The sequence below is a fragment of the Pseudomonas sp. GM102 genome, assembly GCF_000282555.1.
In the GTDB taxonomy this organism is placed as follows: Bacteria; Pseudomonadota; Gammaproteobacteria; order Pseudomonadales; family Pseudomonadaceae; genus Aquipseudomonas.
This window is the reverse complement of the sequence record NZ_AKJB01000048.1, coordinates 100,115-121,839: the sequence shown is the minus strand read 5'-3', so window position 1 is coordinate 121,839 and position 21,725 is coordinate 100,115. Positions and strand designations below refer to the sequence as shown.

The window sequence follows — 21,725 nt, the reverse complement described above, 5'->3', positions numbered from 1 at the left end:
GAGATCACTCATGGAAACCAGCGCCATCTGCATCGCCCTGATCGGCGATTACGACCCACAGGTCACCGCCCACCAAGCCATTCCCGTCGCCCTCGGCATGGCCGCCGAACACTCAGGCCAAGACATACAGTTTCAATGGTTGGCCACCGAGAGCATCAACACCGAGACGCCACTGGATGGCTTCGATGGTTTCTGGTGCGTGCCCGCCAGTCCTTATCGCGACATGGACGGCGCATTACGGGCGATCCGTTTTGCCCGCGAGCAGCAGCGACCTTTCCTCGGCACTTGCGGCGGTTTTCAGCATGCGGTACTCGAATTCGCCCGCAACGTTCTGGGCTGGAACGATGCCGAACACGGCGAGACCTCGCCCGACGCGACGCGGGCGTTGCTCACGCCGCTGAGCTGTTCGCTGGTGGAAGCCGTCGACAGCATTCATTTGGTTGAAGGCTCGTTGATCGCCAAGGCGTACGAAAACGCTGAAATTCGCGAAGGATATCGCTGTCGTTATGGTGTGAATTCCGAGTTCGAACGTGAGTTATTGAGCCAACAGCTGTGCGCCGTTGGACACGACTCGACGGGGGACTTGCGAGCGGTGGAATTACGCGGGCATCCGTTCTTCGTCGCGACGCTGTTCCAGCCCGAGCGCGCCGCGCTCAAGGGCATACTGCCACCGTTGGTCCGCGCGTTGATCGAAGCGTGTGCGAGGCACCCATCATGACCGCCCAGACACCTGCAACGCCTTACTACGCGGTGATTTTTACCTCGCTGCGCACCGAGGGCGATCACGGTTACGAACAGGCCGCCGAACGCATGGTGCAATTGGCCCGTGAGCAACCTGGCTTTCTTGGCGTGGAATCGGCCCGGGGTGCGGACGGGCTCGGGATTACGGTGTCCTACTGGGATAGCGAAGCGGCGATCCTGGCCTGGAAACACCATCCCGAACACAGCGCGATTCGTGAGCGCGGGCGTTCGACCTGGTATTCGGCGTGTCATACGCGGGTGTGCAGGGTTGAGCGGGATTATCGGTTTGAGCAGTGATTTTCAGCGGCGTTTTTAGAACTGCCTTCGCGGGCAAGCCTCGCTCCTACAGAGAGGGCAACGCAACCCGTAGGAGCGAGGCTTGCCCGCGAAGAAGCCCTGACAGCCACTCACAAACTTCAGTTCTGAACCAAACTCCTCACCGCCGTAATCTGCGGCACTTCCCGCCGATTCATATACACCCGCAACGGCTCGGTGATGTTGATCCGGTCGTCGATGTTCTGGTCCAGCAGCAACTGGATCAGTTCACGCTTGAGCGTCATGGTCTGCTCGGGGCCCGGAGCCCAGACGAACTCACTGGTGGGGATGATGCCGTCATCAGCCACGTCCATGCCGAACGAGTCTTCGCTGAAGCGCACGATGTACTGGCCGGTCTTGCGATTGAGGCCGACGAAGCCTTTGAGTTGGTCGGCGGCCTGGCAAATGAGCTGGGAAGTGATGCGCATGATAAACCTCACAAAAGGTCGAAAGACCGGTGATCGATGGTTTACACGCAGGGCAAGCGAACGGGTTTCCCTCTGCCGGGGAAATTACCGGGGCCAAGAGTACTGCAAAGAACCGCACAAAAGCGCTGAAAAAACTCCTTTAAACACGTTTATGTCGGTCTGGCGATAGCGCAAGCGGCGCTCAGTTGTTAAAAGATACGTCTTTGAAAACCCATCGCAAAAGGACTTCGACCATGCCTGTCACCTTCACCAAGAGCGCCCTGCTGCTGAGCCTTATGCTCGGCCTCGGCCAGGCACAGGCCGCCAACGAGCCAAGCCCCACGGCATTGGCGACCCGCCTGGGCATTCCGCACCCGGCGGTGATCGCTCACCGTGGCGCGTCTTTCGATGCACCGGAATCCACCGCAGCAGCCTACAAACTGGCCCGCGACCTGGGTGCCGATTACCTGGAACTGGACCTGCAACGCAGCAAGGACGGCGTGTTGTTCGCCCTGCACGACAACAACCTGCAACGCACCACCGACGTCGCCACCAAATTCCCAGAGCGCAAGGACAGCCAGGCCAACGAATTCACCATCGCCGAACTCAAAACCCTGGATGCCGGCAGCTGGTTCAACAGCGCTTACCCGGATCGCGCGCGTCCGAGCTACGCGGGTCTGAAGATCCTGACCCTGGATGAAATCATCGACATCGCCCAAGGCAATCCACTGCACAAGCCGGGCCTGTACATCGAAACCAAAGAGCCGAAGCAGTTTCCCGGCATCGAGCGCGACCTCAAGGAGAAACTCCAGGATCGCGGCTGGTTGAGCCCGGTCGGTTCGAAACTGGCGAAGAGCGAACTGGCGGTCGGCCAGGGTAAAGGCAAGGTGGTGCTGCAAACCTTCGAGAAGAGCAGCCTCGAACTGCTCGAAAAGGAAATGCCGCAAGTGCCGAAAATCCTGTTGCTGTGGGTCGGTGAAGGCAGCATCGAGCCGAAATCCAAAGTGACGTTCGCCGAGTCCGGCGACAAGGACAAAGCCACCTACTACGCCAAACAGGAACCGAAGAACAAAGCCGAGTTCCAGCAATGGGTCGAGTACGCCAAGGCTCAGGGCGCAATCGGCACCGGCCCTTCGGCCGCACTGACCAAGGGTGGCGATCAGAGCTATTCGGACCTGGTGCAACCGTGGATGAACCAGTACACCCACGATCAGGGCTTGTTGGTGCACGTCTACACCATCGACGAAGCGGTGGATTATCAGAAGGTGGCGGATGCCGGCGTCGACGGCATCTTCACCAACCGCGCCAGCGAACTGCTGAAGTTCTATAAGCGTCCGGCGGCGGCGAGCGTTGCGCAGTTGTTGCAGAACAACGGGTATTGATTCGAGACCGTGGCGCCTGCATCGCGGGCAAGCCACGCTCCCACAAGGTCTGCGCAAGACCTGTAGGAGCGAGGCTTGCCCGCGAAGCTTTTAATCTGACGCCACAGTCAATTAAGGGTGAATTAAGTTGCGCTGGTTAACCTGATCCCACTTAAACAGCTCATCCAAGGAAAGAACTTCATGAAAACCTTAACTGCCCTGTTCACCGCTGCTGCCCTGACCCTCACCGCTGGCCTGGCCCAGGCAGACGTTCGCGTCGACCAGATCCCTGAGTTGGTCAAGAGTGGCAAGATCAAACCCCTGGAAGAACTGAACCAGGCCGCCCTGAAGTTGCACCCGGGTGCCACGATTACCGACACCGACCTCGATAACCACTTCAACGGCTACGAATATGAAGTTGAACTGCGCAGGGCGGACGGCACCGAGTGGGACGTGGACTTCGATGCCACTACCGGCAAGGTTCTGAGCAACAAACAAGACACATGATTCAACTGCAAGAAAAGCCGCACGACTTTCGGGTCGTGCGGCTTTTTTGCGTTCGGCGTCTGGCCGTTCGCTGAGGCGACGAACGAAGCCGCGACAATTCGCGCAAGCCCGCTAGAATCCCTCAAAACCATTCGGCATGTTGAAGCAGAGAACCAAGGATATGGGGCAAACAGCGGCAGCAGACATCACCACAATCAGCCGGATCAGCGCGGTGCCGGCGATTCTTCAGGTGATCAGTGAGTTGACCGGTTTGCGGTTCGCAGCGGTGGCCCGTGTTACCGAAGACTCCTGGACTGCCTGCGCGGTGCTTGATCGACTGAATTTCGGTTTGCAAGTCGGCGATGAGCTGGACCTGGTGTCCACCCTGTGCAACGAAATTCGCCAGGGCCACCACTCGGTGGTGATCGACAAGGCCAGTGAAGATCCGCTCTACCGCGATCACCACACGCCTCAGACCTATCAATTCGAAAGCTACATTGCCGTCCCGATATTGCGCACTGACGGGCGCTTTTTCGGCACCATTTGTGCCCTTGATCCCAATCCGGCGCCGCTCAAGTCCAGCACGATCCAGAGCACCATGGAGTCGTTCGCCCGGATGCTGGCGCTACAGATCGAGGCCGAAGAAAACCTGCAACGGACCGAAACGGCGCTGATCAAGGAACGCCAAACCGCCGAAATGCGTGAACAATTCATCGCCGTGCTCGGCCATGACCTGCGCAACCCCTTGTTTGCCATCAGCGCCGGCGCCGAAATGCTCCTGCGCAAAGTCTGCGACCCGGCGAATGAGCAACGGGCCCGGCACATCCTCACCAGCGCTCGACGGGCGACCAAACTGGTGGACGATGTGCTGGACTTCGCGCGGGGTTCACTGGGCCGAGGCATCCCGGTGAACATTGAGCCGTGCCCGGACCTGGCGGACGCATTGCGGCATGTGATTTCCGAGATCCAGAGCATTCACCCAAAACGCATCATTCAGTCGTCGATTGGCGACCTGAGCAACATCCATTGCGATCGCGAACGGGTCGCGCAATTGCTATCCAATCTGGTGGCGAACGCCGTTGTCCACGGAACTCCCGACGGCCCGGTCGAGGTCAGTGCGCAGGTCAAGGAAGGACACTTTGTGTTGAGCGTAAAAAACCAGGGGCTGATTGCCGAAGATGCGCTGCCGCATCTGTTCCTGCCCTACTCGAAACCAGCCGGCGGAACACCGCAGGTCGGCCTCGGGTTGGGGTTGTACATTGCCAGTCAGATTGCGCAGTCCCATGGCGGGAAACTGCAGGTGCTATCGACCGAGCAACAGGGCACGACGTTCACCTTCAGCTTGCCCTCACCGACTTAAGCAGTGGTGCTGACCACCGAACCCGACGTACTGCCGCCCTCGTCCTGCAACGCCTGCAACAACGCCGCCGTCACCGTCTGCAACGAAGCTGAAGTGGCCACAACCTGCGACTGAGCCGCCGCAACGTTCGCTGCTTTGGCTTCGGCGCTGTCTTGCTTGGCCTGGGCCGCTTGCAGTTGTTGCTGTTGTTCCTGCAATTGCTTTTGCAGCTCGGCGAGCTGCTTGCGCAGTTGTTTCACCGTATCGGATTCGCTGCTGCTGGAACTGCTGTCGCTCGATGCGGGTGCACCGCCAGCGGCAACCTTGGTGGTATCGCTGGACGCCTCAGCCGTCGCTGCGACTGAAGTGTCTTCGGTGCTGTCGTTGATCGCGACTTTGCTTGAAGAGGTCGACAGGGTCTGATTGATCGAAATGGAGCTGATGCTGACCATGGGATTTATCCAATGTGGAGTTTGGGTAAATCCGTCATCGACGGGCGCGGCACGAACTTGAGAGTGACTGTGTACCGATTCGGTAACCGAACCGATACACAGCCCATTTCACTAGGCGCTCAACCGCGCCGTCACTTCATTCAATTGCCCCGACAAGCCATGCAGATTGTGGCTGGCCGCTTCGGTGCGCTGCACGTTGTCCAGGTTGGTACTGGCGATGCTGGTGATTTCGGTGAGGTTGCGTGAAATGTCTTCGGCCACTGACGTCTGTTCTTCGGCGGCGGTGGCGATCTGGCGGTTCATGTCGCGAATGGCTTCCACGGCATGGGTGATGCGCTCGAGCATGGCGCCGGCCTGGGTCACTTGCTCAACGCTTTCTTCGCTGCGCGACTGACCGCTTTCGATAGCCTGGGCCGCGTCCACCGCACCGGTTTGCACGGTTTGAATGATCTGGTTGATCTCGATGATCGACGCCGCCGTGCGCTGGGCCAGGCTGCGCACTTCATCGGCGACCACCGCAAAACCACGTCCGGCTTCACCGGCACGGGCCGCTTCGATTGCGGCGTTGAGCGCCAGCAGGTTGGTCTGTTCGGCGATGCCGCGAATCACTTCCAGCACTTTACCGATGCGCCCGCTGTCAGCTTCCAGACGACGGATGACCGTGGCGGTGTTGGCGATTTCGCCGCGCATTTGGGTGATGGTGTGAATGGTGCCCTGCATGACTTTTTCGCCCTGCTGAGCGGATTGGTCGGCGTCATCGGCCGCACGTGCCGCGTCGGCTGCGTGGCGTGCTACTTCTTGCGCGGTGGCGGACATTTCGTTCATCGCCGTGGCCACCTGATCGGTGCGGGTGAACTGCTCGTTGGTGCCGCTGGCCATGAGGCCGGCAATCGAGTTCAGCTCGCCGCTGGCGCTGTCCAGGTCCGTCGCACTGCGCTGCAAACGACTGAAGGTTTCGGCGAGGAAATCGCGCAATGTGTTGGCGGCCCTGGCCAGGTTGCCCAACTCATCCTGACGGGTGCTGGCCACGCGCTCGGCGAAGCGCCCTTGGCTGAGTTGTGCCACATAGTCGATCAGTTTGCGGATCGGCTCCACCAGGTTGCGGTTGACCAGCCATAGACTCAACAAGCCAATCAGCAGACCCGACACCAGCATCACCACGAGCCCCAGCAACACCGTCTGATCGGCGCTGGCACTGATCAGCTTCGACTGCTCGATGCTCTGCTTGCGCAGTTCGCTGACCAGCTCATTCATCTGTTCACTGGCGGCACGGTCCACGCCTTTGACCGCATTGTCGCCAGCCGTTGGGTCGGCACCGGCCGCCACGTAGGCATCACGGCCCTTCTGATAGGCCGCGCCTAATGCACGATGCTCTTCACGCAGGCGTTCGATGCGGGTCTTGAGTTGCGGCTCGATGCCCTTTTGCCCGGCCAGCTCACTCAGGATGCCCTGCACGTCGCGCTGACCGTCCTCGAACTGCTTCCAGTATTTGTCCAGGTTCGCAGGTTCCTTGCCACGCAGCAGAACGTTTTTCCACTCCTGAACCTGCACCTTGAATTGCAGGTTGGCCTCATCGATCAATTGCGAGGTGTGCAACGGACCTTCAATCAGGTTCGCGTAGTTCTGAACGCCATTGGACAGGAAGTGAAAGCAAGCCAAAGCGATCAGCAACATCGCCAACAGGCTGCCGCTCAACAGGGCGAGGATTTGCGCTCTCAGGGATTTTTGCAAAAACATCGAGTGATATCTCATGACAGGGAAAAGGCACGCCCAAGTGGCATGCAAGATGTCTGGACATCCCTGTCAGCGACACTGGTTCACCACCAGAATCGGAAGATCAACATCAGCCTCATCGGCGTGCCAGAGCCTTTCTTGAGCGCTCTCCGACCACCGGCAAGAGGCGGATTTCCGGCGCCATTCAACTGTCACAAAACCTTCAAAATACGTTGCGATGATGGGGCTCAAGTGAACCTGTGAAACCTGCGACAGGCGCCTCCTCACAGCGAGACCTCATGAACCACAGCATTGACCAACGCCATCGCGATTCCGACCTGTTCGGCCTGCTTTACGGTTTCAGTTTTCGCCCCGGCGAGCGCGGCCGGGAGATCGACTCGGCCAAGGCGCTGCACTGCCTGCAACAACCGGACGACAGTGATGAGTTCCTCTGGCTGCACCTGAACCTGGCCCATGCCGCCTGCGAGCGCTGGATGAAAAGTCACCTGGCATTGCCCGATGAGTTTTTCGAAGCGCTGCACGAAGGCTCCCGCTCGACGCGTATCGAACATGTCGATTCGGCGTTGCTGGCGGTGGTCAACGACGTGGTGTTCAACCTCAGCAGCATGGTCTCCTCGGATGTCTCGACGCTGTGGGTCTGCGCCCGCAGCCGGCTGATCATCAGCGCACGCCTGCAACCGCTGCACTCGGTGGACAAGCTGCGCTCTTCGGTGAAGGCCGGTGAATGCTTTCGTTCGCCGCTGGAGCTGCTGGTGCATTTGTTGCGCGATCAGGGTGAAGTGCTGACGCAGATCGTGCGCAAGACCAGCCTCAGTGTCGATCAGATCGAAGATGAGTTGCTGTCTTCACGCCTGTCGACCAACCGGGCTGAGCTGGGCGCCAATCGGCGCGTGCTGGTGCGCCTGCAACGCTTGCTGGCGCTGGAGCCAGGCTCGTTGCTGCGTCTGCTCAATCGCCCGCCGCAATGGTTGCAGAAGGAGGACGTCAAGGAGCTGCGCAAGTCCACCGAGGAGTTTGCGCTGATCATCAACGACCTCACGGCCCTCGGTGAACGGATCAAGCTGTTGCAGGAAGAAATCGCCGCCAACCTCAACGAACAGAGCAACCGCACGCTGTTCACCCTGACCGTGGTCACGGTGCTGGCGCTGCCGATCAACATCATCGCCGGCTTCTTCGGCATGAACGTCGGCGGCGTGCCACTTTCCGGTGATCCAGAGGGGTTCTGGATCCTAGTGGCGCTGGTCGCGACGTTTACCCTGATTGCCGGGCGCTGGGCGTTTCGCAAGCGGCAGGATTATTGATCACTGCCATCCCCACCATCCCCGTCCACGTAGGAGCGAGGCTTGCCCGCGAAGGCGTCTTCACATTCAACGATGATTTTGACTGTTAGATCGCCTTCGCGGGCAAGCCTCGCTCCTACGGGGATGTGTGATCTTCGGCATCGCAAAAAAACCAAACACTGACCCAGCGCAGCCTCTCTGTAATATTTAGCAACGATCATGACCGATACTCCTTCTCTGCTCAGGATTATCCGGCATGGCTACGCCTTCCTTCACCAGCGCTGCCCAGGCTCCCGCCAGCAGCGTCAAGCCGCAGCTCGATAAAAAACCCGGCCTGCTCACTATCGTGATGTTCTTTGCGGTGCTGGGCAGTGGGCTGTTATTCACCGCCTACAGCCTGATGCACGACATGAGCGAACTCGGCACGGTGGTCACCACCTGGACGCCGTTTCTGCTGTTGGGTGTCGCGCTGCTGATTGCCTTGGGCTTTGAGTTCGTCAACGGCTTTCACGACACCGCCAACGCCGTGGCGACGGTGATCTACACCAACTCCCTGCCGCCGAATTTCGCCGTGGCCTGGTCCGGGTTCTTCAACTTCCTGGGGGTGTTGCTGTCGAGCGGCGCGGTGGCGTTCGGCATCATCGCCCTGCTGCCCGTAGAGCTGATTCTGCAAGTCGGTTCCTCCGCCGGTTTCGCGATGATCTTCGCGCTGTTGATCGCCGCGATCCTGTGGAACCTGGGCACCTGGTGGTTGGGTTTGCCGGCGTCTTCGTCGCACACCCTGATCGGCTCGATCATTGGTGTCGGCGTGGCCAATGCCCTGATGCACGGCCGTGACGGCACCAGTGGCGTGGATTGGGCTCAGGCGACCAAAGTCGGTTACGCGTTGCTGCTGTCGCCGCTGATCGGCTTCGCCTTTGCTGCGCTGTTGCTGCTGGCGTTGCGCGTCTTTGTCAAAAATCGCGCGTTGTACAAGGCGCCGAAGGGCGACACTCCGCCACCGTGGTGGATTCGCGGCATGTTGATTCTGACCTGCACCGGCGTGTCGTTTGCCCACGGCTCCAACGATGGCCAGAAAGGCATGGGCCTGATCATGCTGATTCTGGTCGGTACCCTGCCAATGGCGTATGCGCTGAACCGGACCATGCCAGCGGATCAGGCGTTGCAGTTCGCGGCCGTGGCCGAAGTCACCCAGCAAGCATTGATGAAAAATTCGCCACTGCCGGCACCCGCCGATCCACGCCCAGTGCTGACCGATTACATGCGCAGCAAGGAAGCCTCGCCGCAATTGATCCCCGCCCTCGCCGCACTGGCAGGCCACATCGGTAACGAAGTGAAGGGGTATGGCTCTCTGTCGAAAGTCCCGGCCGAAGCGATGGGCAACGTGCGTAACGACATGTACCTGACCAGTGAAACCATTCGCCTGATGGACAAGAACAAGGTCGGCAACTTCGACGCCGACACCACCGGCAAGCTGCAACTGTTCAAGCAACAAATCGACAACGCCACGCGGTTCATTCCGCTGTGGGTAAAAATCGCGGTGGCCATCGCACTGGGGCTGGGCACCATGGTTGGCTGGAAACGCATTGTGGTGACGGTCGGCGAAAAAATCGGCAAGACGCACCTGACCTACGCCCAGGGCGCCTCGGCAGAAACCGTGGCAATGCTGACCATCGGCGCCGCCGACATATTCGGCCTGCCGGTGTCGACCACCCATGTGTTGTCTTCAGGCGTGGCCGGGACCATGGTCGCCAACGGTGGTGGCTTGCAGATGAAGACCATCCGCAACCTGCTGATGGCCTGGGTGCTGACCTTGCCGGCGGCAATTGTGTTGTCGGGCAGTCTTTACTGGTTGTTCACCAAACTGTTCTGACCACACCGAACCTGTAGGAGCGAGGCTTGCCCGCGAAAGCGGTCTAACAGTCAATATCATCGTTGAATGTGAAGACGCCTTCGCGGGCAAGCCTCGCTCCTACAGGGATTTTTTTTGCCTGGCGAAAGCATTTCGTCGCAAATTCAGGGGATTGCGCCTTTATTGATCCACCACCCGCCGGATTGCACTTCAGTTTGCTAACGTGTGGCCGACTCATAAGAGACTCGATGCATTCAGGAGTGGAATCGTGAATCTGTATATCAATCAGCTTCAGCACAAAGCTGACTTTAAAGAAGCCATCTACGCCGGCGACATCTTCCTGAACACTCAGCTGCGAGCCGCCAAAGAGCTGTGCGCGTTCGCCCAGGAAAGCATCACCGCCGCCTTCGACGGCGAGACCAATCACCAGGCGCTGCACACGCTGATGCCGGTGGAAGAATTCGTGGTATTGGTGACTCGCCTCAAAGGCCAGTTCACCAACAGCCAGCGCGCCAAGGATCTGATCCTGTCGTTTATCGACGAGATCGGTGTCGACCCGCGTGAGTACATTTTCGACGTGCCGCGCATTCGCGTGGTGCCGAACTATGACTACTTGCACGCCGGTGTCAGCTACGCCTACAAGCCTCATCGCGACACGTGGTACGGCAGCGTCGATTGCCAGATCAACACCTGGATGCCGGTGCATACCATTCGCCCCGACCAGACCATGATGATCAACGCTGGCTACTTCGACGTGCCCGTGAAGAACACCTCCAGCGAATGGAGCCTCAACGACTGGATCAACAACCAGCGGCACAAGGCCAAGGACAACCTCAAAGAGGAAGTCCGCGTGCACCCGGTGCCGCTGGAGGCGATCAATACCGCGTCTGAAGTGCGCATCGCTGGCAATACCGGCGAGATGCTGATCTTCTCCGGCTCGCATCTGCACGGCACGGTCGCCAATCACACCGAACAAACCCGCTTCAGCGTGGACTTCCGCCTGATGCACCTCGACGACCTCAAGCACAAGCGCGGCGCGATCAACGTCGACAGTGCCTGCCCTGACGTCGGCGCCGGTTTCAAAGACTATTTCCACGCCCACGACTTTTCGAATTTCCAAGGAATTGACCAATGACCAAGCGTCGCATCACGCCTGCCGAGGCCCAGTACAACGAAACCCGTGCCAATGTCCTGAAACGGGTCGATGCCGAGTACGTGGCCGACGCGCCGTTCGTCTTCGCCAACCGCATCGGCGTGACCGCTGCTCTGTCGCGCATGGAACTGTTCAAGAAAGTCGCCGAAATTCCGGGCGCGATCATTGAGTGCGGCGTGTACAAGGGCAACTCGTTGATGCTCTACATGCACCTGTCGATGATCCTGGAACCCTACGCGATCAACCGTTCGATTATCGGCTTCGATACCTTCGAAGGCTTCCAGAGTATCGACAAGAAAGAAGACCCGGCAGACGTCAACGAAACCATGTTCTCCGACACCGACCAGTCGCTGATCCAGGACATGATCGATGCCAACGACCTGCTGCGCCCGGTCAACCGTATCCCGCGCTGCGAGCTGGTCAAAGGCGACATCGTCAAGACTGTGCCGGAGTGGGTCCAGACCCGTCCGGACCTGGTGGTAGCGATGCTGATCCTCGACACCGACCTGTACGAGTCGACCAAAGTCGCGCTGGAAACTTTCCTGCCGTACATGCCAAAAGGCGCGATCGTGGTACTCGACGAAGTGGCTTACCGCAACTTCCCGGGCGAAACCAAAGCCCTGCGCGAAGTACTCGACCTGAACAAGATCGAACTCAAGCGCCTGCCGTTCGATTCGTGCGTGGGTTACTTCCACGTCTGACACATAAACCTGTGGGAGCGGGCTTGCCCGCGATGGCGGCATGACAGACAACATTGATGTTGAATGTGCCTGCCTAATCGCGGGCAAGCCCGCTCCCACAGGTTGTGTGTTGTTTTTCAGGTTGTGGATTGGATGACTTGACCCAGCCGGTCCAGGATCAAAAGATCGCAGCCTTCGGCAGCTCCTACGGCGTAGGAGCTGCCGAAGGCTGCGATCTTTGCTTTTAAACCTCGCAAGCCCTGCGCACCATCAACCGCTCACGCACCACGTCGTAACCCCAGTGATAGACGTAGGTGTAGGGCAGGAAAAACAGCAGTACGCCGATGTCCAGCAGGAACGCCTGCCACAGGCTGACCTTCAGCCACCAGGCAATCAACGGCACGCCAAACGCGACCAGCCCACCTTCGAACAACAGCGCATGCACCACACGCACCCAAGCGTTACGCACAATGGCAAAGCGCTTGAGCAGCCGGTCGAACAGGCCGTTGAAGACCACGTTCCAAGCTAGGGCCAGGGCTGCAATGGCCATGGTGACCGCGCCCATTTCCAGCATGGGTTTGTCCATGATCCAGGCCAGCAGCGGGGTACAGATCAATATCGCCAGCAGTTCGAAACCGATGGCCTGGAAAATTCGTTCAGTGATGGATTTGTTGGCGTTCATGGCCAGACTCCCTGAGTGACTATGGTTGCCATGATCCGTTATCACGCCGATACTTCATAACCAATAACCATCGATCAAGGCGATAGTTCATGGCTTCCCACGAAGTGCTGCTGGCGTTTGTCCAGGCGGCGACTCAAGGCTCGTTTTCCGCCGCGGCGCGCAAGCTCGGTCGCAGCCAGTCGACCATCAGCGCCGCCGTGGCCAGCCTGGAAATCGACCTGAACCTTGTCCTCTTCGACCGCAGCAGCCGCAAGCCGAGCCTGACCCCGGCCGGGCACGTCATGTTGCAGCGGGCCGAGGAGATTCTGGCCGCCACCAGCCGTCTGGAAATGACCGCCAGCCAACTGTCCCAAGGCGTCGAGCCGAAGCTGACCGTGGCGATTTCCGACACTTACCAGTCCGACCGTTTTGAAGCGGCGCTCAGTGCTTTCGAGCAGCGTTATCCGGACCTGGAATTGGAATGCCTGATCGCCGAATGCGATGACCTGGTGGCACTGGTGCAACGCGGTCGAGCGCATGTCGCCTTCGCCGAGATGCAGGACAGCTATCCACCGGATCTGGTCAGTTCGACGGTGGACGAACGCACGGAAATCGCTCTGTTCGTGTCCCATGCGCACCCGTTGGCGAAGCAGAACGCAATCGATCAGGACGTGCTGCAACAGCACCGCGAGCTGCGTCTGGCGACAATCGTCAATCCGTACGAAAGCCGGGCAAAGGGGCGCGTCTGGTCGGCACCGAGTTATCTGATGTTGCTGGAAATGGCCCAGGGCGGGTTCGGCTGGGCGCCGCTGCCCCGCTGGTTGGTGGGGCGGTTCGGGGCCGGCTCACTGGTGGAACTGAATGTGCGCGGCTGGCCGAAAGCGGTGTACGTCGATGCGCTGTGGTCGCGCCTGCATCCGCCGGGGCCGGCGGGGAGTTGGTTATTGAGCAAGATGCTGGAGTGAAGGTCTTGCGGGCCCCTTCGCGGGCAAGCCTCGCTCCTACAGATTCGGGTCGAATCGCAGAGGTGTGATCAACTCAATCCTGTAGGAGCGAGGCTTGCCCGCGAAGGGGCCCGCAGGATCACATCACTCCAACGCCCGCAGCCGCCCCTCAATAAACCGCTGCTCCGGCACCTGCTGCGTCAATTCCAGCGCCCGCTCATACGCCGCCCGCGCCTCTTTCACCCTCCCCAACTGCCGGTAAAACTCTGCCCGCGCCGAGTGCGCCAAGTGGTAATCCAGCAATTCGCCCCGCGCCAGAATCCCTTCGATCAACATCAACCCGGCCAGCGGGCCATCGCGCTTGGCCAGCGCCGCCGCGCGGTTGAGCTCGATCACCGGTGACGGCACGGCCCGCAGCAGCACGTCATACAGACCAACAATCTGCGGCCAGTCCGTCTCCGCCGCCGTCGGTGCTTCGGCATGCACCGCCGCAATTGCCGCTTGCAGGCAGTAAGGCCCGAAACGCCGCGTCGTCAGTGCCCGCTCTACCAATGCACAGCCTTCGGCAATCAGCTCGGCGTCCCACAACGAGCGATCCTGTTCATCCAGCACAATCAGTTCACCGCTTGATGAGGTCCTGGCCGGACGCCGGGACTCATGCAACAGCATCAGCGCCAGCAGCCCCATCACCTCCGGCTCGGGTAGCAATTCCATCAACAATCGACCGAGACGAATCGCTTCGCGCGTCAGGTCTTCGCGGGTCAATTCGTTGCCGATAGACGCCGAGTAGCCTTCGTTGAACACCAGGTAAATCACCCGCAGCACGCTGTCGAGACGTTCGGGCAGTTCCGTCAGGGTGGGCACCTGATAAGGGATTTTCGCGTCACGAATCTTCGCCTTGGCCCGCACGATGCGTTGGGCGATAGTAGCCGGCGCCGAGAGAAAGGCCCGGGCGATTTCTTCGGTGGTCAGGTCACAGACTTCGCGCAGGGTCAACGGCACTTGAGCGTCCGCCGCCAATGCCGGGTGACAACAGGTGAAGATCAGCCGCAGGCGATCGTCTTCCACATCTTCATCACTCCAGTCAGCCTGCTCCAGCGCTTCCAGTTGAGCGATCAACATCGGCCGGGACGCATTAAAACGCGCACGCCGGCGCAACACATCGATGGCCTTGAAACGCCCGGTGGACACCAGCCAGGTGCGTGGATTGTCCGGCACACCGTCACGCTGCCAGCGTTCGACCGCAACGAAGAACGCCTCGTGCAGCGCTTCTTCGGCGAGGTCGAAATCGCCGAGCAGACGGATCAGGGTCGCCAGAATCCGCCGTGAGTCTTCGCGGTAGACCTGCTCGACTCGCGCCCGTACCGACTCGCCGGGCATCAGTGCGGCATGCCTTCGACGGGCTTTCGTTGCACGGGTTGCGGACTCATGAAAGAACTCCTGTTGTGACGGTTATTCAGGGATTGAGCTGGCGAACGGGCCGCACCTCGACACAGCCGACCCGGGCCGCCGGGATGTTGCCGGCGACCTGGAGGGCTTCATTGAGGTCCTTGGCATCGATCAAATAGAAACCGGCCAACTGCTCCTTGGTTTCAGCGAACGGGCCATCGGTGACCGACATTTTGCCGTTGCGCATGCGCACGGTGGTCGCGGTCTGCACCGACTCCAGCGCTTCGGCGGCGATCATCCGCCCGCTGCCCTGGATCGATTCGGCGTAGGCCATGCACTCGGCGTCCTGGGGGCTTTCGGGCAGCGAGTGCAATTCCTGCTCATTGCTATAGACCAAGCATAAATACTTCATGGGGGCTCTCCATTTCTTGGGGACTGTGCCCTGATCGAACGGATCAACTATGGCTGCGGATTGGCATTTTGGCGCCCTTTCCCGACGATCAGCCCGACGATCAGGGTTCCAGGTTGAACAGCGCCGCGCCGCTTGTCATGTCGAACGGCGCCGACCAGTGTTCGTGGACGATCTGCCATAGCCCCGCTTCCTGGCGGTAGCACGCGGTGACGCGCATCCAGCAGGCCTGGGTTTCACCCTTTTCATTGGTGCCGCCGCAATGCGCCAGCCAGTGCGCGAAAGCGATCTCCTGCGACGGCACGATGTCGATCTCGTGGAACTCGAAAATGTGCGGGCCCGGGCACATCTCCATGCATTCCTGCCAATGGGCACGGTAGGCCGCCTTACCCTTGAATTGCAGGGCTTTGACCGCGTCGAAGGAGACGATGTCGTCGGCGTACAGGGCCATGACCTTTTCCACGTCCTTGGCGATGACCGCCTGGCGATAGTTCTCGATCAGGTTATGGATTTGTGTCTGGGCATTCATGATGGTTCTCCGTGGTTTTTTTGTTGAAGACACCCTTAGTCGTCTGGCGAAATGCCAAATCGACAGCCGAAATAAAAATAATCCATGGGAGCAAATTCGCTAGAATCCGAAGCTCATTTCCGTTGGAAAAAGGACACTCCAGTGACAGCCCGACTCGTGCCTTACGAAAGCCTGAACGCCCTGCAGCGTCAACAGGTCGAGGCGATCGAAATCCACGCCGAACAAATCCGATTCTCCGGCGACATTCATGGTGCGTTGCATACCTTGCTCTCCAAGCCAGGCCCTGGGGTCAAAGGCTTTGCGCTGCTGGTGGAAGATGCTCCGGTGGCCTTCCTGCTGCTCAAGCGCCCGCCGGTGCTGCCGGCCTGGGCCGACGAACACAGCGCCACCCTGCACGCCCTGCAAGTCGATCGCCGCGCCCAAGGCAAAGGCTATGGCAAAGCCTGCCTGCAAGCCCTGCCCAAGCTTGCGCGCCAGGCCTGGCCGGAAATCAAAGGGCTGGAGTTGTCGGTGGATGCGGACAACGAGTCGGCGATCGCCCTGTATGCTAAATATGGCTTTGTCGACAGCGGCGAAGCGTACAAAGGCCGGATCGGTTATGAACGGCGGATGGGGCTGGTTTTCTGATTCGTAGAGGGATGAACGATGTTGAATTCAATCGAAGCGCTGGAAGCGATCTACGGCCTGCCCCATGACCGCGCGGTGCGCAAGCAGATCCCGTTTCTGAACGAGGACTATCAGGCAATGGTCCGCGCCTCGCCACTGGTGATTATCAGCTCGGTCGGCGCCGACGGCATGGACTGCTCGCCGCGTGGCGATACGCCGGGTTTCGTGCGGATTATCGATGAGCGCACGCTGGCGATTCCGGATCGCCCGGGCAACAACCGCATCGACACGCTGCGCAATGTCGTGCTCGACTCGCGGGTATCGCTGCTGTTCATCATCCCGGGAATCGGCGAGACACTGCGGGTCAACGGCACAGCGCAGATCAGCGCTGATCCCGGGTTGCTGGAGAGTTTTGCGGTGAATGGCAAACCGGCGCGCACGGTGATGCTGGTGACGGTGCAAGCGGCGTATTTTCACTGCTCGAAAGCGATTGTGCGTTCGGATTTGTGGAACCCGCACAAACACCTCGAACGCTCTGCCCTGCCGACCGCCGGGGCGTTTCACAAGCGCCTGAACGATGGGCAGTTCGATGCCGAGACGTATGACCGGGAAGCGCCGGTGAGAGCGCTGGATAGTCTTTACTGACACGACGCCCCCAACTTTACTCCTACAGCCTCTCTGGCTATGAACTGTAGGAATAATCTCTCAAAGAAAAAACAAAATTTCTTTCCTAGATTGAATACCTGGAAATCAATCCCTGTAAGACACTTCTGATTTTTTGTATAAGTATTGACGACCTGCGCATATCGACACTAGGGTTCAGTACATGAGTGCTATTACCTCTGAGCGGTGAGACGGGCCCAAGTAAAATACTTGCCACCTATTCCTTTGAAGTGAAGCCTCTCATAACTTATAAAACCTCTTGAGTTATATTCTCGCCATTGCACAGGGAGTAATAGGCAATGACCGCGCTCATAAAAACTTCGCAATCGAAAATATTCGACAATGAAATCTCCATATTAGATGGAAAAATCTCAATCCCAAAAAAATATCTACGCGAAAGAGCTTTTTTAGAAAGCACAAGCATTCTCGTTATTTCAGGTTCTTTAATCGAGGGAATTGGGACCATTCATTCCGATATCGACTGCATTATTCTATGCGATAAACGACCTAAAGCTAACAACATCAAAAACAGCCAACACGCCTTGGTTACAGATATAAATTATCACTACATCACCCAAGATGAAGAGGTTCATAACACAACAGATTTTTACGGTAACACCAGCATCCACATTGATGCTGACTATATAACATTTTCCGAACTGGAAGATATTATTAACAAGATCGAGAAAGCATTTGATGAGATCACTTATGATCAGCGCTTCCTCTATGGTCCAGTGTTGTCAAACACTGAAAACAACGTCATTCATAGATCATTAATTGGGCATGCATTGGAGAACGAGGAGAAATTCAATCGATTGAAATCCGGGATACCTCTGGAGAAACATATTTATGTAGCTCATCGTGAAAAACTTCCCGTATTTTATGCATTCCAGGATATCCAAGGCTGTTGGCAGTCGGGAAACCTTTGGATGGGTTGTGAGATAGCCCGGGATATGATGCTAAAGACAACAATGAGCTTTACCTACTTAACAGGCACAACAAACAAGCACTACAAGTGGGTTTATTCAAACGTATTCAGAGTTAATGGATTTGATGAAATTAAAAATAGATTCTTTACCTTGGCCAGACAGGGGGCGGTCACAGAGGCTGAATGCCGATCATACATTCAAGAAACGCTGGAATATATGGACCTGGTATTTTTGGCAATCGAAGAACTGCTAAAAAAGTCCAAAATTTACCCATCAACACAAAAGTCTCTTTCTGCACTGGATAAAGAATTCAACAAACGAAAACAAACAAAACACAAAATATCGATGTGCGAGTACTACTTCAGGAAAAAATATTTTGCTGCGGAAGGAACACCCTCTTTAATTAGTCTACTCAAAGAATGGGATTGAGGAGAGCGACTTACAAACACGGCCAACCTCGATACTTTTCAGGCCTTAACTCTATATTTATGATAAACACGGGTGATCAAACATGGAAATTACCCGAATAGCTATTCCGCTGATATTTTCCAGACTTGGGGAGATGATTGCATCACTACTTTACTTTTCCTTTATTGGACATTTTATAGTTGATTCACTTAGCTATGCCTCACTCGCATGGGCATTAATTTCTTTTATAACAGTAGTAGGTATTGGATTTTTCTCAACATCGCTGGTAAAAATAGCTGGATCCACTGACTTAAATGCGGACGGCATTGCACTCGATTTGATTATTTCATTTAGACTTGCAATTTCACTTGGCACAATCATTATTTTTTCTATATACATATCGAGCACTAGCGCATCAATACCATTTACAGACTACGGCAATTTCGAAGAACTTAAAGTATTACTAATACTCTCACTCTCCATTCCAGCCTTATACTTACAGATAGTTATTTTCAATTTTTTCAACGCTATCAAAAAAGCTCAATACGAGTTGATATACACATGGTTATTCAATGCCACTCTTGCGTTAATCTGCATCCTTTTTGCTTCGACGAAATCAAACACAAATATAATTCACTTCATACTCGCATATTCTGGTTTAAGGTGTTTCTTTGCTGGCCTTGCGTTCGCTTTTTTTAATTTAAAAATTCATCAATACATCTCCCAGTTCAGGCATTCACGAAACATCCCGACCACAGCATATGTGAATTACTTTACTAACGGCCTTCCAATGGCACTTTGTTTCGGCGGTGAAAGCCTGCTATTTTTTATTCTATCTTTCATCTCAAAAAACTTAGGCGATACAAGCTTATCCGCGTATCAGGCATCGCTCCATTTTTTAAGCATCGTATACATGATCTCAATTGGAGCGGGAAATGCTACAGGGATAGTTGTCGCACGGCACTATACCGCAATGGACCTCCACTCATTGAGCACAACCTATATTCAAGGGATAAAGTTCGGTTTTTTTATACTGACTCCATTTTTGTTAGCTTGTTTTTTCTTGAATGAAAATATATCAGAAATTTATACATCCGATGCAACGACGAGGCGATTGATCGAGGGCAATATCCTGACATCAATCCCATTTTTAATATTTGAATACGTTTATGTTGTAACTCGAATGACGTTAAGAAGTATGGGAGATTTCTGGATTCCCACGCTATTTACTATATTGCTACTCAACATCCTTGGCTTAATTCTTTCTATCGGACTGTTATCATTTTATGAATATAGCGTCAACTCCATATTCTTAGCACTAGTGTTTTGTTCGCTTCTTTTGATGTTGTTTCTACTTTGGCGCCTAGGAAGCATTTTATCTAGAAAGGTATTAGATCAGAAAAGATGCGGCATAAAGCTCGACGTTTAAAATGAGTTTTTAATCTTGCACATTATCGCGAGGACGCAACTATGATTCACGCAGATCCCGTTCCACACTCACTAAATCAGCGCACCAAGTCCATAACTATCATTAGCGAGCATCATGGTTGGCGAACATTGAGCGGTGTACAAACCAGCGATTATTACGCTTATCGTAACGCCATACTTGATGGCTGCCATCTTCAAAGGGCTTCTTTCGATCTCCGACACCCAGAAGAAATGATTTGTGATTTGAGTAACCTCGAGCCAATTTATGATGGTATGTCCGCTGAGAACATTGTGCTTATATGGAATTACTTAAACTTAAGCACAAACAAAATTAAGTTACGAGAGATACGTAGAATTAAAGGAGATGGGCTATCCCCAGAAATAGCCATTTCTGGCCCATCAAAATCCCTCCTTGGCAACTTGAAAAACTCACTTATTAGCGAGGCGTTTGCACACCTTCATAATGATAAACTCTCAGTTCTTATGAAAGAAACTAGTCGAGGCATCACCAAGAGCAGATTACTTATAAATACAAATAATGAGACCATGGAATTCCATAATAGATTCTGCGCCTTCTATAGCAAATATATATCCCATGAACATTGGGACAGTAGTTTCATTCTCAACACAAGATTTGTTTACGAGGATCATGCAATTTGGTCCAAACTCGAAAAAATAGCAAAAAATAAACTATTTTTACTATCGGCTGGTTTACCGCTTGCCCTTGGCTACTTGGCGGCAACTGGAGATCATAATATTTTCTTTTCTGAAGTGCATCGGCAAAACGACTCTAGCCTGCTGAGTAGAGATGACGCTTTTCAAGATATTTTCCCTACCCCCACCTCATCAGACGGACCATGGCTGATTATAGATAAAGCCTATACCGGAGGTAGTCTCAGGCAGGCGGCAAACATGATTAGAAAAAAATTTGGTTATGACGTCGAAGTCAAAACTGTAGCGCTATTCCCAAAATCACTCAGTGCCTTCATGAGCGCGGATTACGCTGTTTATGCTGGAAAACTATTTGAAGTCAAGTCTTATGCCCCACGATTAGACAGGGACCGTTGGCACATACAATTAATAATGGAACAGTCGATATGAGACCATTATTTAGACGCGAACACGTTCCCGAGTTAGAGGAATGCCTCTACGAGGCTAGAAAACAATTACGTCGTTATTGGGCGGGAACCCTGGCTTGCCTACCAGATTCCAAAACAAGAAACAACCGCTGGAATAACTCGCAAACCCAGTATGACTTAGATTGCCAGAGAATACTATATGACTGTCTTTCTAAGATAAGCATACGAGTCACGATATATTCTGAAGAGAACACTTCAGCGGTCACATATGGTGATATTGGAGATTTTTACCTGCTTATAGACCCTCTAGATGGAACGCACAACGCAGTTTTAGGCTTTCCTGCTTATACATCTAGCGTGGCACTTTACCATGAGGGAGCCTATGTCTTTGGTTGGGTTTATGATTTTTCAAGAGATTTAGTATACACCGCCGCATTAGGTGAGGGAGCTTATCTTCAGTCATCGATTATTGTAAAAAGACTTCAGACTCGTAAAGTTAATCGTATGGAAGACATGCGTATTTCTTTCCACCGCCCCAAAGAGGATAGAGAGAAAGTTATAATTGAAAAGCTTATATGGATAGCAAGTAAAGTCCGCGTTTACTCATGTTCCTCATTGGAAATTTGCCTTATTGCTGCAGGAGTTCTTGATGCCTTTATTGATATCGACACACCAGGACATGAGCGTAGTTGCGATATTGCCGCAGCAGAGTTGATCTTGAGAGAAGCAGGAGGTGCGCTATTTGATAGGACAGGCCACTCTAGACTTCCCCTACCTCCTTCGCCGGCTTCTCTTTCAGACAACGGAACTTTGATTGCCTTATCCTCCGCAAAACTGATACGACTTTTTCTGTAGTGCAAGATCGACTTAACTGGAGACA

At 55.4% G+C, this 21,725-nt stretch carries 23 protein-coding genes; 16 read left to right on the top strand and 7 right to left on the bottom strand.

Going from position 1 to position 21,725, the window contains the following annotated elements:
* Positions 1-10 precede the first annotated feature (10 nt).
* Positions 11-718, top strand: coding sequence for a CTP synthase C-terminal region-related (seleno)protein (locus PMI18_RS19155; RefSeq protein WP_007898761.1), 708 nt, complete (start codon positions 11-13; stop codon positions 716-718).
* The gene (locus tag PMI18_RS19160; protein WP_007898758.1) at positions 715-1,038 is read left to right on the top strand and encodes an antibiotic biosynthesis monooxygenase family protein; all 324 of its coding nucleotides are present in this window, start codon (positions 715-717) and stop codon (positions 1,036-1,038) included. The genes PMI18_RS19155 and PMI18_RS19160 overlap by 4 nt, the downstream gene beginning before the upstream one ends.
* A gap of 119 nt (positions 1,039-1,157) precedes the next feature.
* Here PMI18_RS19160 and PMI18_RS19165 read toward each other — a convergent pair whose 3' ends face one another.
* Entirely contained in the window at positions 1,158-1,484 is a 327-nt protein-coding gene (locus tag PMI18_RS19165) for a DUF2025 family protein (RefSeq protein ID WP_007898757.1), read from the bottom strand.
* Between the two features lie 233 nt (positions 1,485-1,717).
* Between PMI18_RS19165 and PMI18_RS19170 the strand changes: the two genes are divergently transcribed.
* The 3 genes from PMI18_RS19170 to PMI18_RS19180 all read left to right on the top strand — a co-directional run bounded on the left by PMI18_RS19170 (position 1,718) and on the right by PMI18_RS19180 (position 4,670).
* Positions 1,718-2,845, top strand: a complete 1,128-nt coding sequence (locus PMI18_RS19170) for a glycerophosphodiester phosphodiesterase (RefSeq protein WP_007898756.1) — start codon at positions 1,718-1,720, stop codon at positions 2,843-2,845.
* Positions 2,846-3,025: 180 nt separating this feature from the next.
* Positions 3,026-3,331 (top strand): PepSY domain-containing protein, encoded by a 306-nt coding sequence (locus PMI18_RS19175; RefSeq protein ID WP_007898755.1) that lies wholly within the window; start codon positions 3,026-3,028, stop codon positions 3,329-3,331.
* Between the two features lie 160 nt (positions 3,332-3,491).
* Positions 3,492-4,670 carry a GAF domain-containing sensor histidine kinase gene (locus PMI18_RS19180; RefSeq protein WP_007898754.1) on the top strand — a complete coding sequence of 393 codons (1,179 nt, stop codon included), beginning with the start codon at positions 3,492-3,494 and terminating at the stop codon, positions 4,668-4,670.
* Here PMI18_RS19180 and PMI18_RS19185 read toward each other — a convergent pair.
* The gene (locus PMI18_RS19185) at positions 4,667-5,101 is read right to left on the bottom strand and encodes a hypothetical protein (RefSeq protein WP_007898753.1); all 435 of its coding nucleotides are present in this window, start codon (positions 5,099-5,101) and stop codon (positions 4,667-4,669) included. The two genes, PMI18_RS19180 and PMI18_RS19185, sit on opposite strands and share 4 nt — an antisense overlap.
* A gap of 111 nt (positions 5,102-5,212) precedes the next feature.
* Positions 5,213-6,838 carry a methyl-accepting chemotaxis protein gene (locus tag PMI18_RS19190; protein ID WP_007898752.1) on the bottom strand — a complete coding sequence of 542 codons (1,626 nt, stop codon included), beginning with the start codon at positions 6,836-6,838 and terminating at the stop codon, positions 5,213-5,215.
* Between the two features lie 275 nt (positions 6,839-7,113).
* Here PMI18_RS19190 and PMI18_RS19195 point away from each other — a divergent pair, with 275 nt between their 5' ends.
* From PMI18_RS19195 to PMI18_RS19215, 4 genes are all read left to right on the top strand, one after another.
* The gene (locus tag PMI18_RS19195) at positions 7,114-8,136 is read left to right on the top strand and encodes a transporter (protein ID WP_007898751.1); all 1,023 of its coding nucleotides are present in this window, start codon (positions 7,114-7,116) and stop codon (positions 8,134-8,136) included.
* 235 nt (positions 8,137-8,371) lie between these two features.
* Complete coding sequence (locus tag PMI18_RS19205) at positions 8,372-9,988, top strand: inorganic phosphate transporter (RefSeq protein WP_007898749.1); 1,617 nt, start codon at positions 8,372-8,374, stop codon at positions 9,986-9,988.
* 247 nt (positions 9,989-10,235) lie between these two features.
* Positions 10,236-11,102, top strand: a complete 867-nt coding sequence (locus PMI18_RS19210; RefSeq protein ID WP_007898748.1) for a hypothetical protein — start codon at positions 10,236-10,238, stop codon at positions 11,100-11,102.
* Complete coding sequence (locus tag PMI18_RS19215) at positions 11,099-11,821, top strand: TylF/MycF/NovP-related O-methyltransferase (RefSeq protein WP_007898747.1); 723 nt, start codon at positions 11,099-11,101, stop codon at positions 11,819-11,821. Before PMI18_RS19210 ends, PMI18_RS19215 begins: the two co-directional genes overlap by 4 nt.
* 223 nt (positions 11,822-12,044) lie before the next feature.
* On the opposite strand, the gene PMI18_RS19220 is transcribed toward PMI18_RS19215, so the two are convergent.
* Positions 12,045-12,482, bottom strand: a complete 438-nt coding sequence (locus tag PMI18_RS19220; RefSeq protein WP_007898746.1) for a multidrug/biocide efflux PACE transporter — start codon at positions 12,480-12,482, stop codon at positions 12,045-12,047.
* 89 nt (positions 12,483-12,571) lie between these two features.
* Between PMI18_RS19220 and PMI18_RS19225 the strand changes: the two genes are divergently transcribed.
* A complete protein-coding gene (locus PMI18_RS19225) occupies positions 12,572-13,426 on the top strand; it encodes a LysR family transcriptional regulator (protein WP_007898745.1) in 855 nt (284 codons plus the stop codon).
* A gap of 123 nt (positions 13,427-13,549) precedes the next feature.
* Here the strand turns inward: PMI18_RS19225 and PMI18_RS19230 are convergent, their stop codons facing one another.
* From PMI18_RS19230 to PMI18_RS19240, 3 genes are all read right to left on the bottom strand, one after another.
* Positions 13,550-14,785, bottom strand: coding sequence for an RNA polymerase sigma factor (locus tag PMI18_RS19230; protein WP_007898744.1), 1,236 nt, complete (start codon positions 14,783-14,785; stop codon positions 13,550-13,552).
* Positions 14,786-14,861: 76 nt separating this feature from the next.
* Complete coding sequence (locus PMI18_RS19235; RefSeq protein WP_007898743.1) at positions 14,862-15,206, bottom strand: YciI family protein; 345 nt, start codon at positions 15,204-15,206, stop codon at positions 14,862-14,864.
* Positions 15,207-15,306: 100 nt separating this feature from the next.
* Positions 15,307-15,732, bottom strand: a complete 426-nt coding sequence (locus PMI18_RS19240; protein WP_007898742.1) for a YybH family protein — start codon at positions 15,730-15,732, stop codon at positions 15,307-15,309.
* A gap of 141 nt (positions 15,733-15,873) precedes the next feature.
* Here PMI18_RS19240 and PMI18_RS19245 point away from each other — a divergent pair, with 141 nt between their 5' ends.
* From PMI18_RS19245 to PMI18_RS30190, 6 genes are all read left to right on the top strand, one after another.
* Positions 15,874-16,359 carry a GNAT family N-acetyltransferase gene (locus PMI18_RS19245; RefSeq protein ID WP_007898741.1) on the top strand — a complete coding sequence of 162 codons (486 nt, stop codon included), beginning with the start codon at positions 15,874-15,876 and terminating at the stop codon, positions 16,357-16,359.
* A gap of 18 nt (positions 16,360-16,377) precedes the next feature.
* Positions 16,378-16,983: a pyridoxamine 5'-phosphate oxidase family protein gene (locus PMI18_RS19250; protein WP_007898740.1), complete on the top strand. Its 606-nt coding sequence runs from the start codon at positions 16,378-16,380 to the stop codon at positions 16,981-16,983.
* A gap of 317 nt (positions 16,984-17,300) precedes the next feature.
* Positions 17,301-18,359 carry a hypothetical protein gene (locus PMI18_RS19255; protein ID WP_007898739.1) on the top strand — a complete coding sequence of 353 codons (1,059 nt, stop codon included), beginning with the start codon at positions 17,301-17,303 and terminating at the stop codon, positions 18,357-18,359.
* Positions 18,360-18,441: 82 nt separating this feature from the next.
* Positions 18,442-19,767 carry an MATE family efflux transporter gene (locus PMI18_RS19260; RefSeq protein WP_007898738.1) on the top strand — a complete coding sequence of 442 codons (1,326 nt, stop codon included), beginning with the start codon at positions 18,442-18,444 and terminating at the stop codon, positions 19,765-19,767.
* A gap of 41 nt (positions 19,768-19,808) precedes the next feature.
* Positions 19,809-20,867 (top strand): hypothetical protein, encoded by a 1,059-nt coding sequence (locus tag PMI18_RS19265; protein WP_007898737.1) that lies wholly within the window; start codon positions 19,809-19,811, stop codon positions 20,865-20,867.
* The gene (locus tag PMI18_RS30190; RefSeq protein ID WP_007898736.1) at positions 20,864-21,700 is read left to right on the top strand and encodes an inositol monophosphatase family protein; all 837 of its coding nucleotides are present in this window, start codon (positions 20,864-20,866) and stop codon (positions 21,698-21,700) included. Before PMI18_RS19265 ends, PMI18_RS30190 begins: the two co-directional genes overlap by 4 nt.
* The last annotated feature ends 25 nt before the right edge of the window (positions 21,701-21,725 follow it).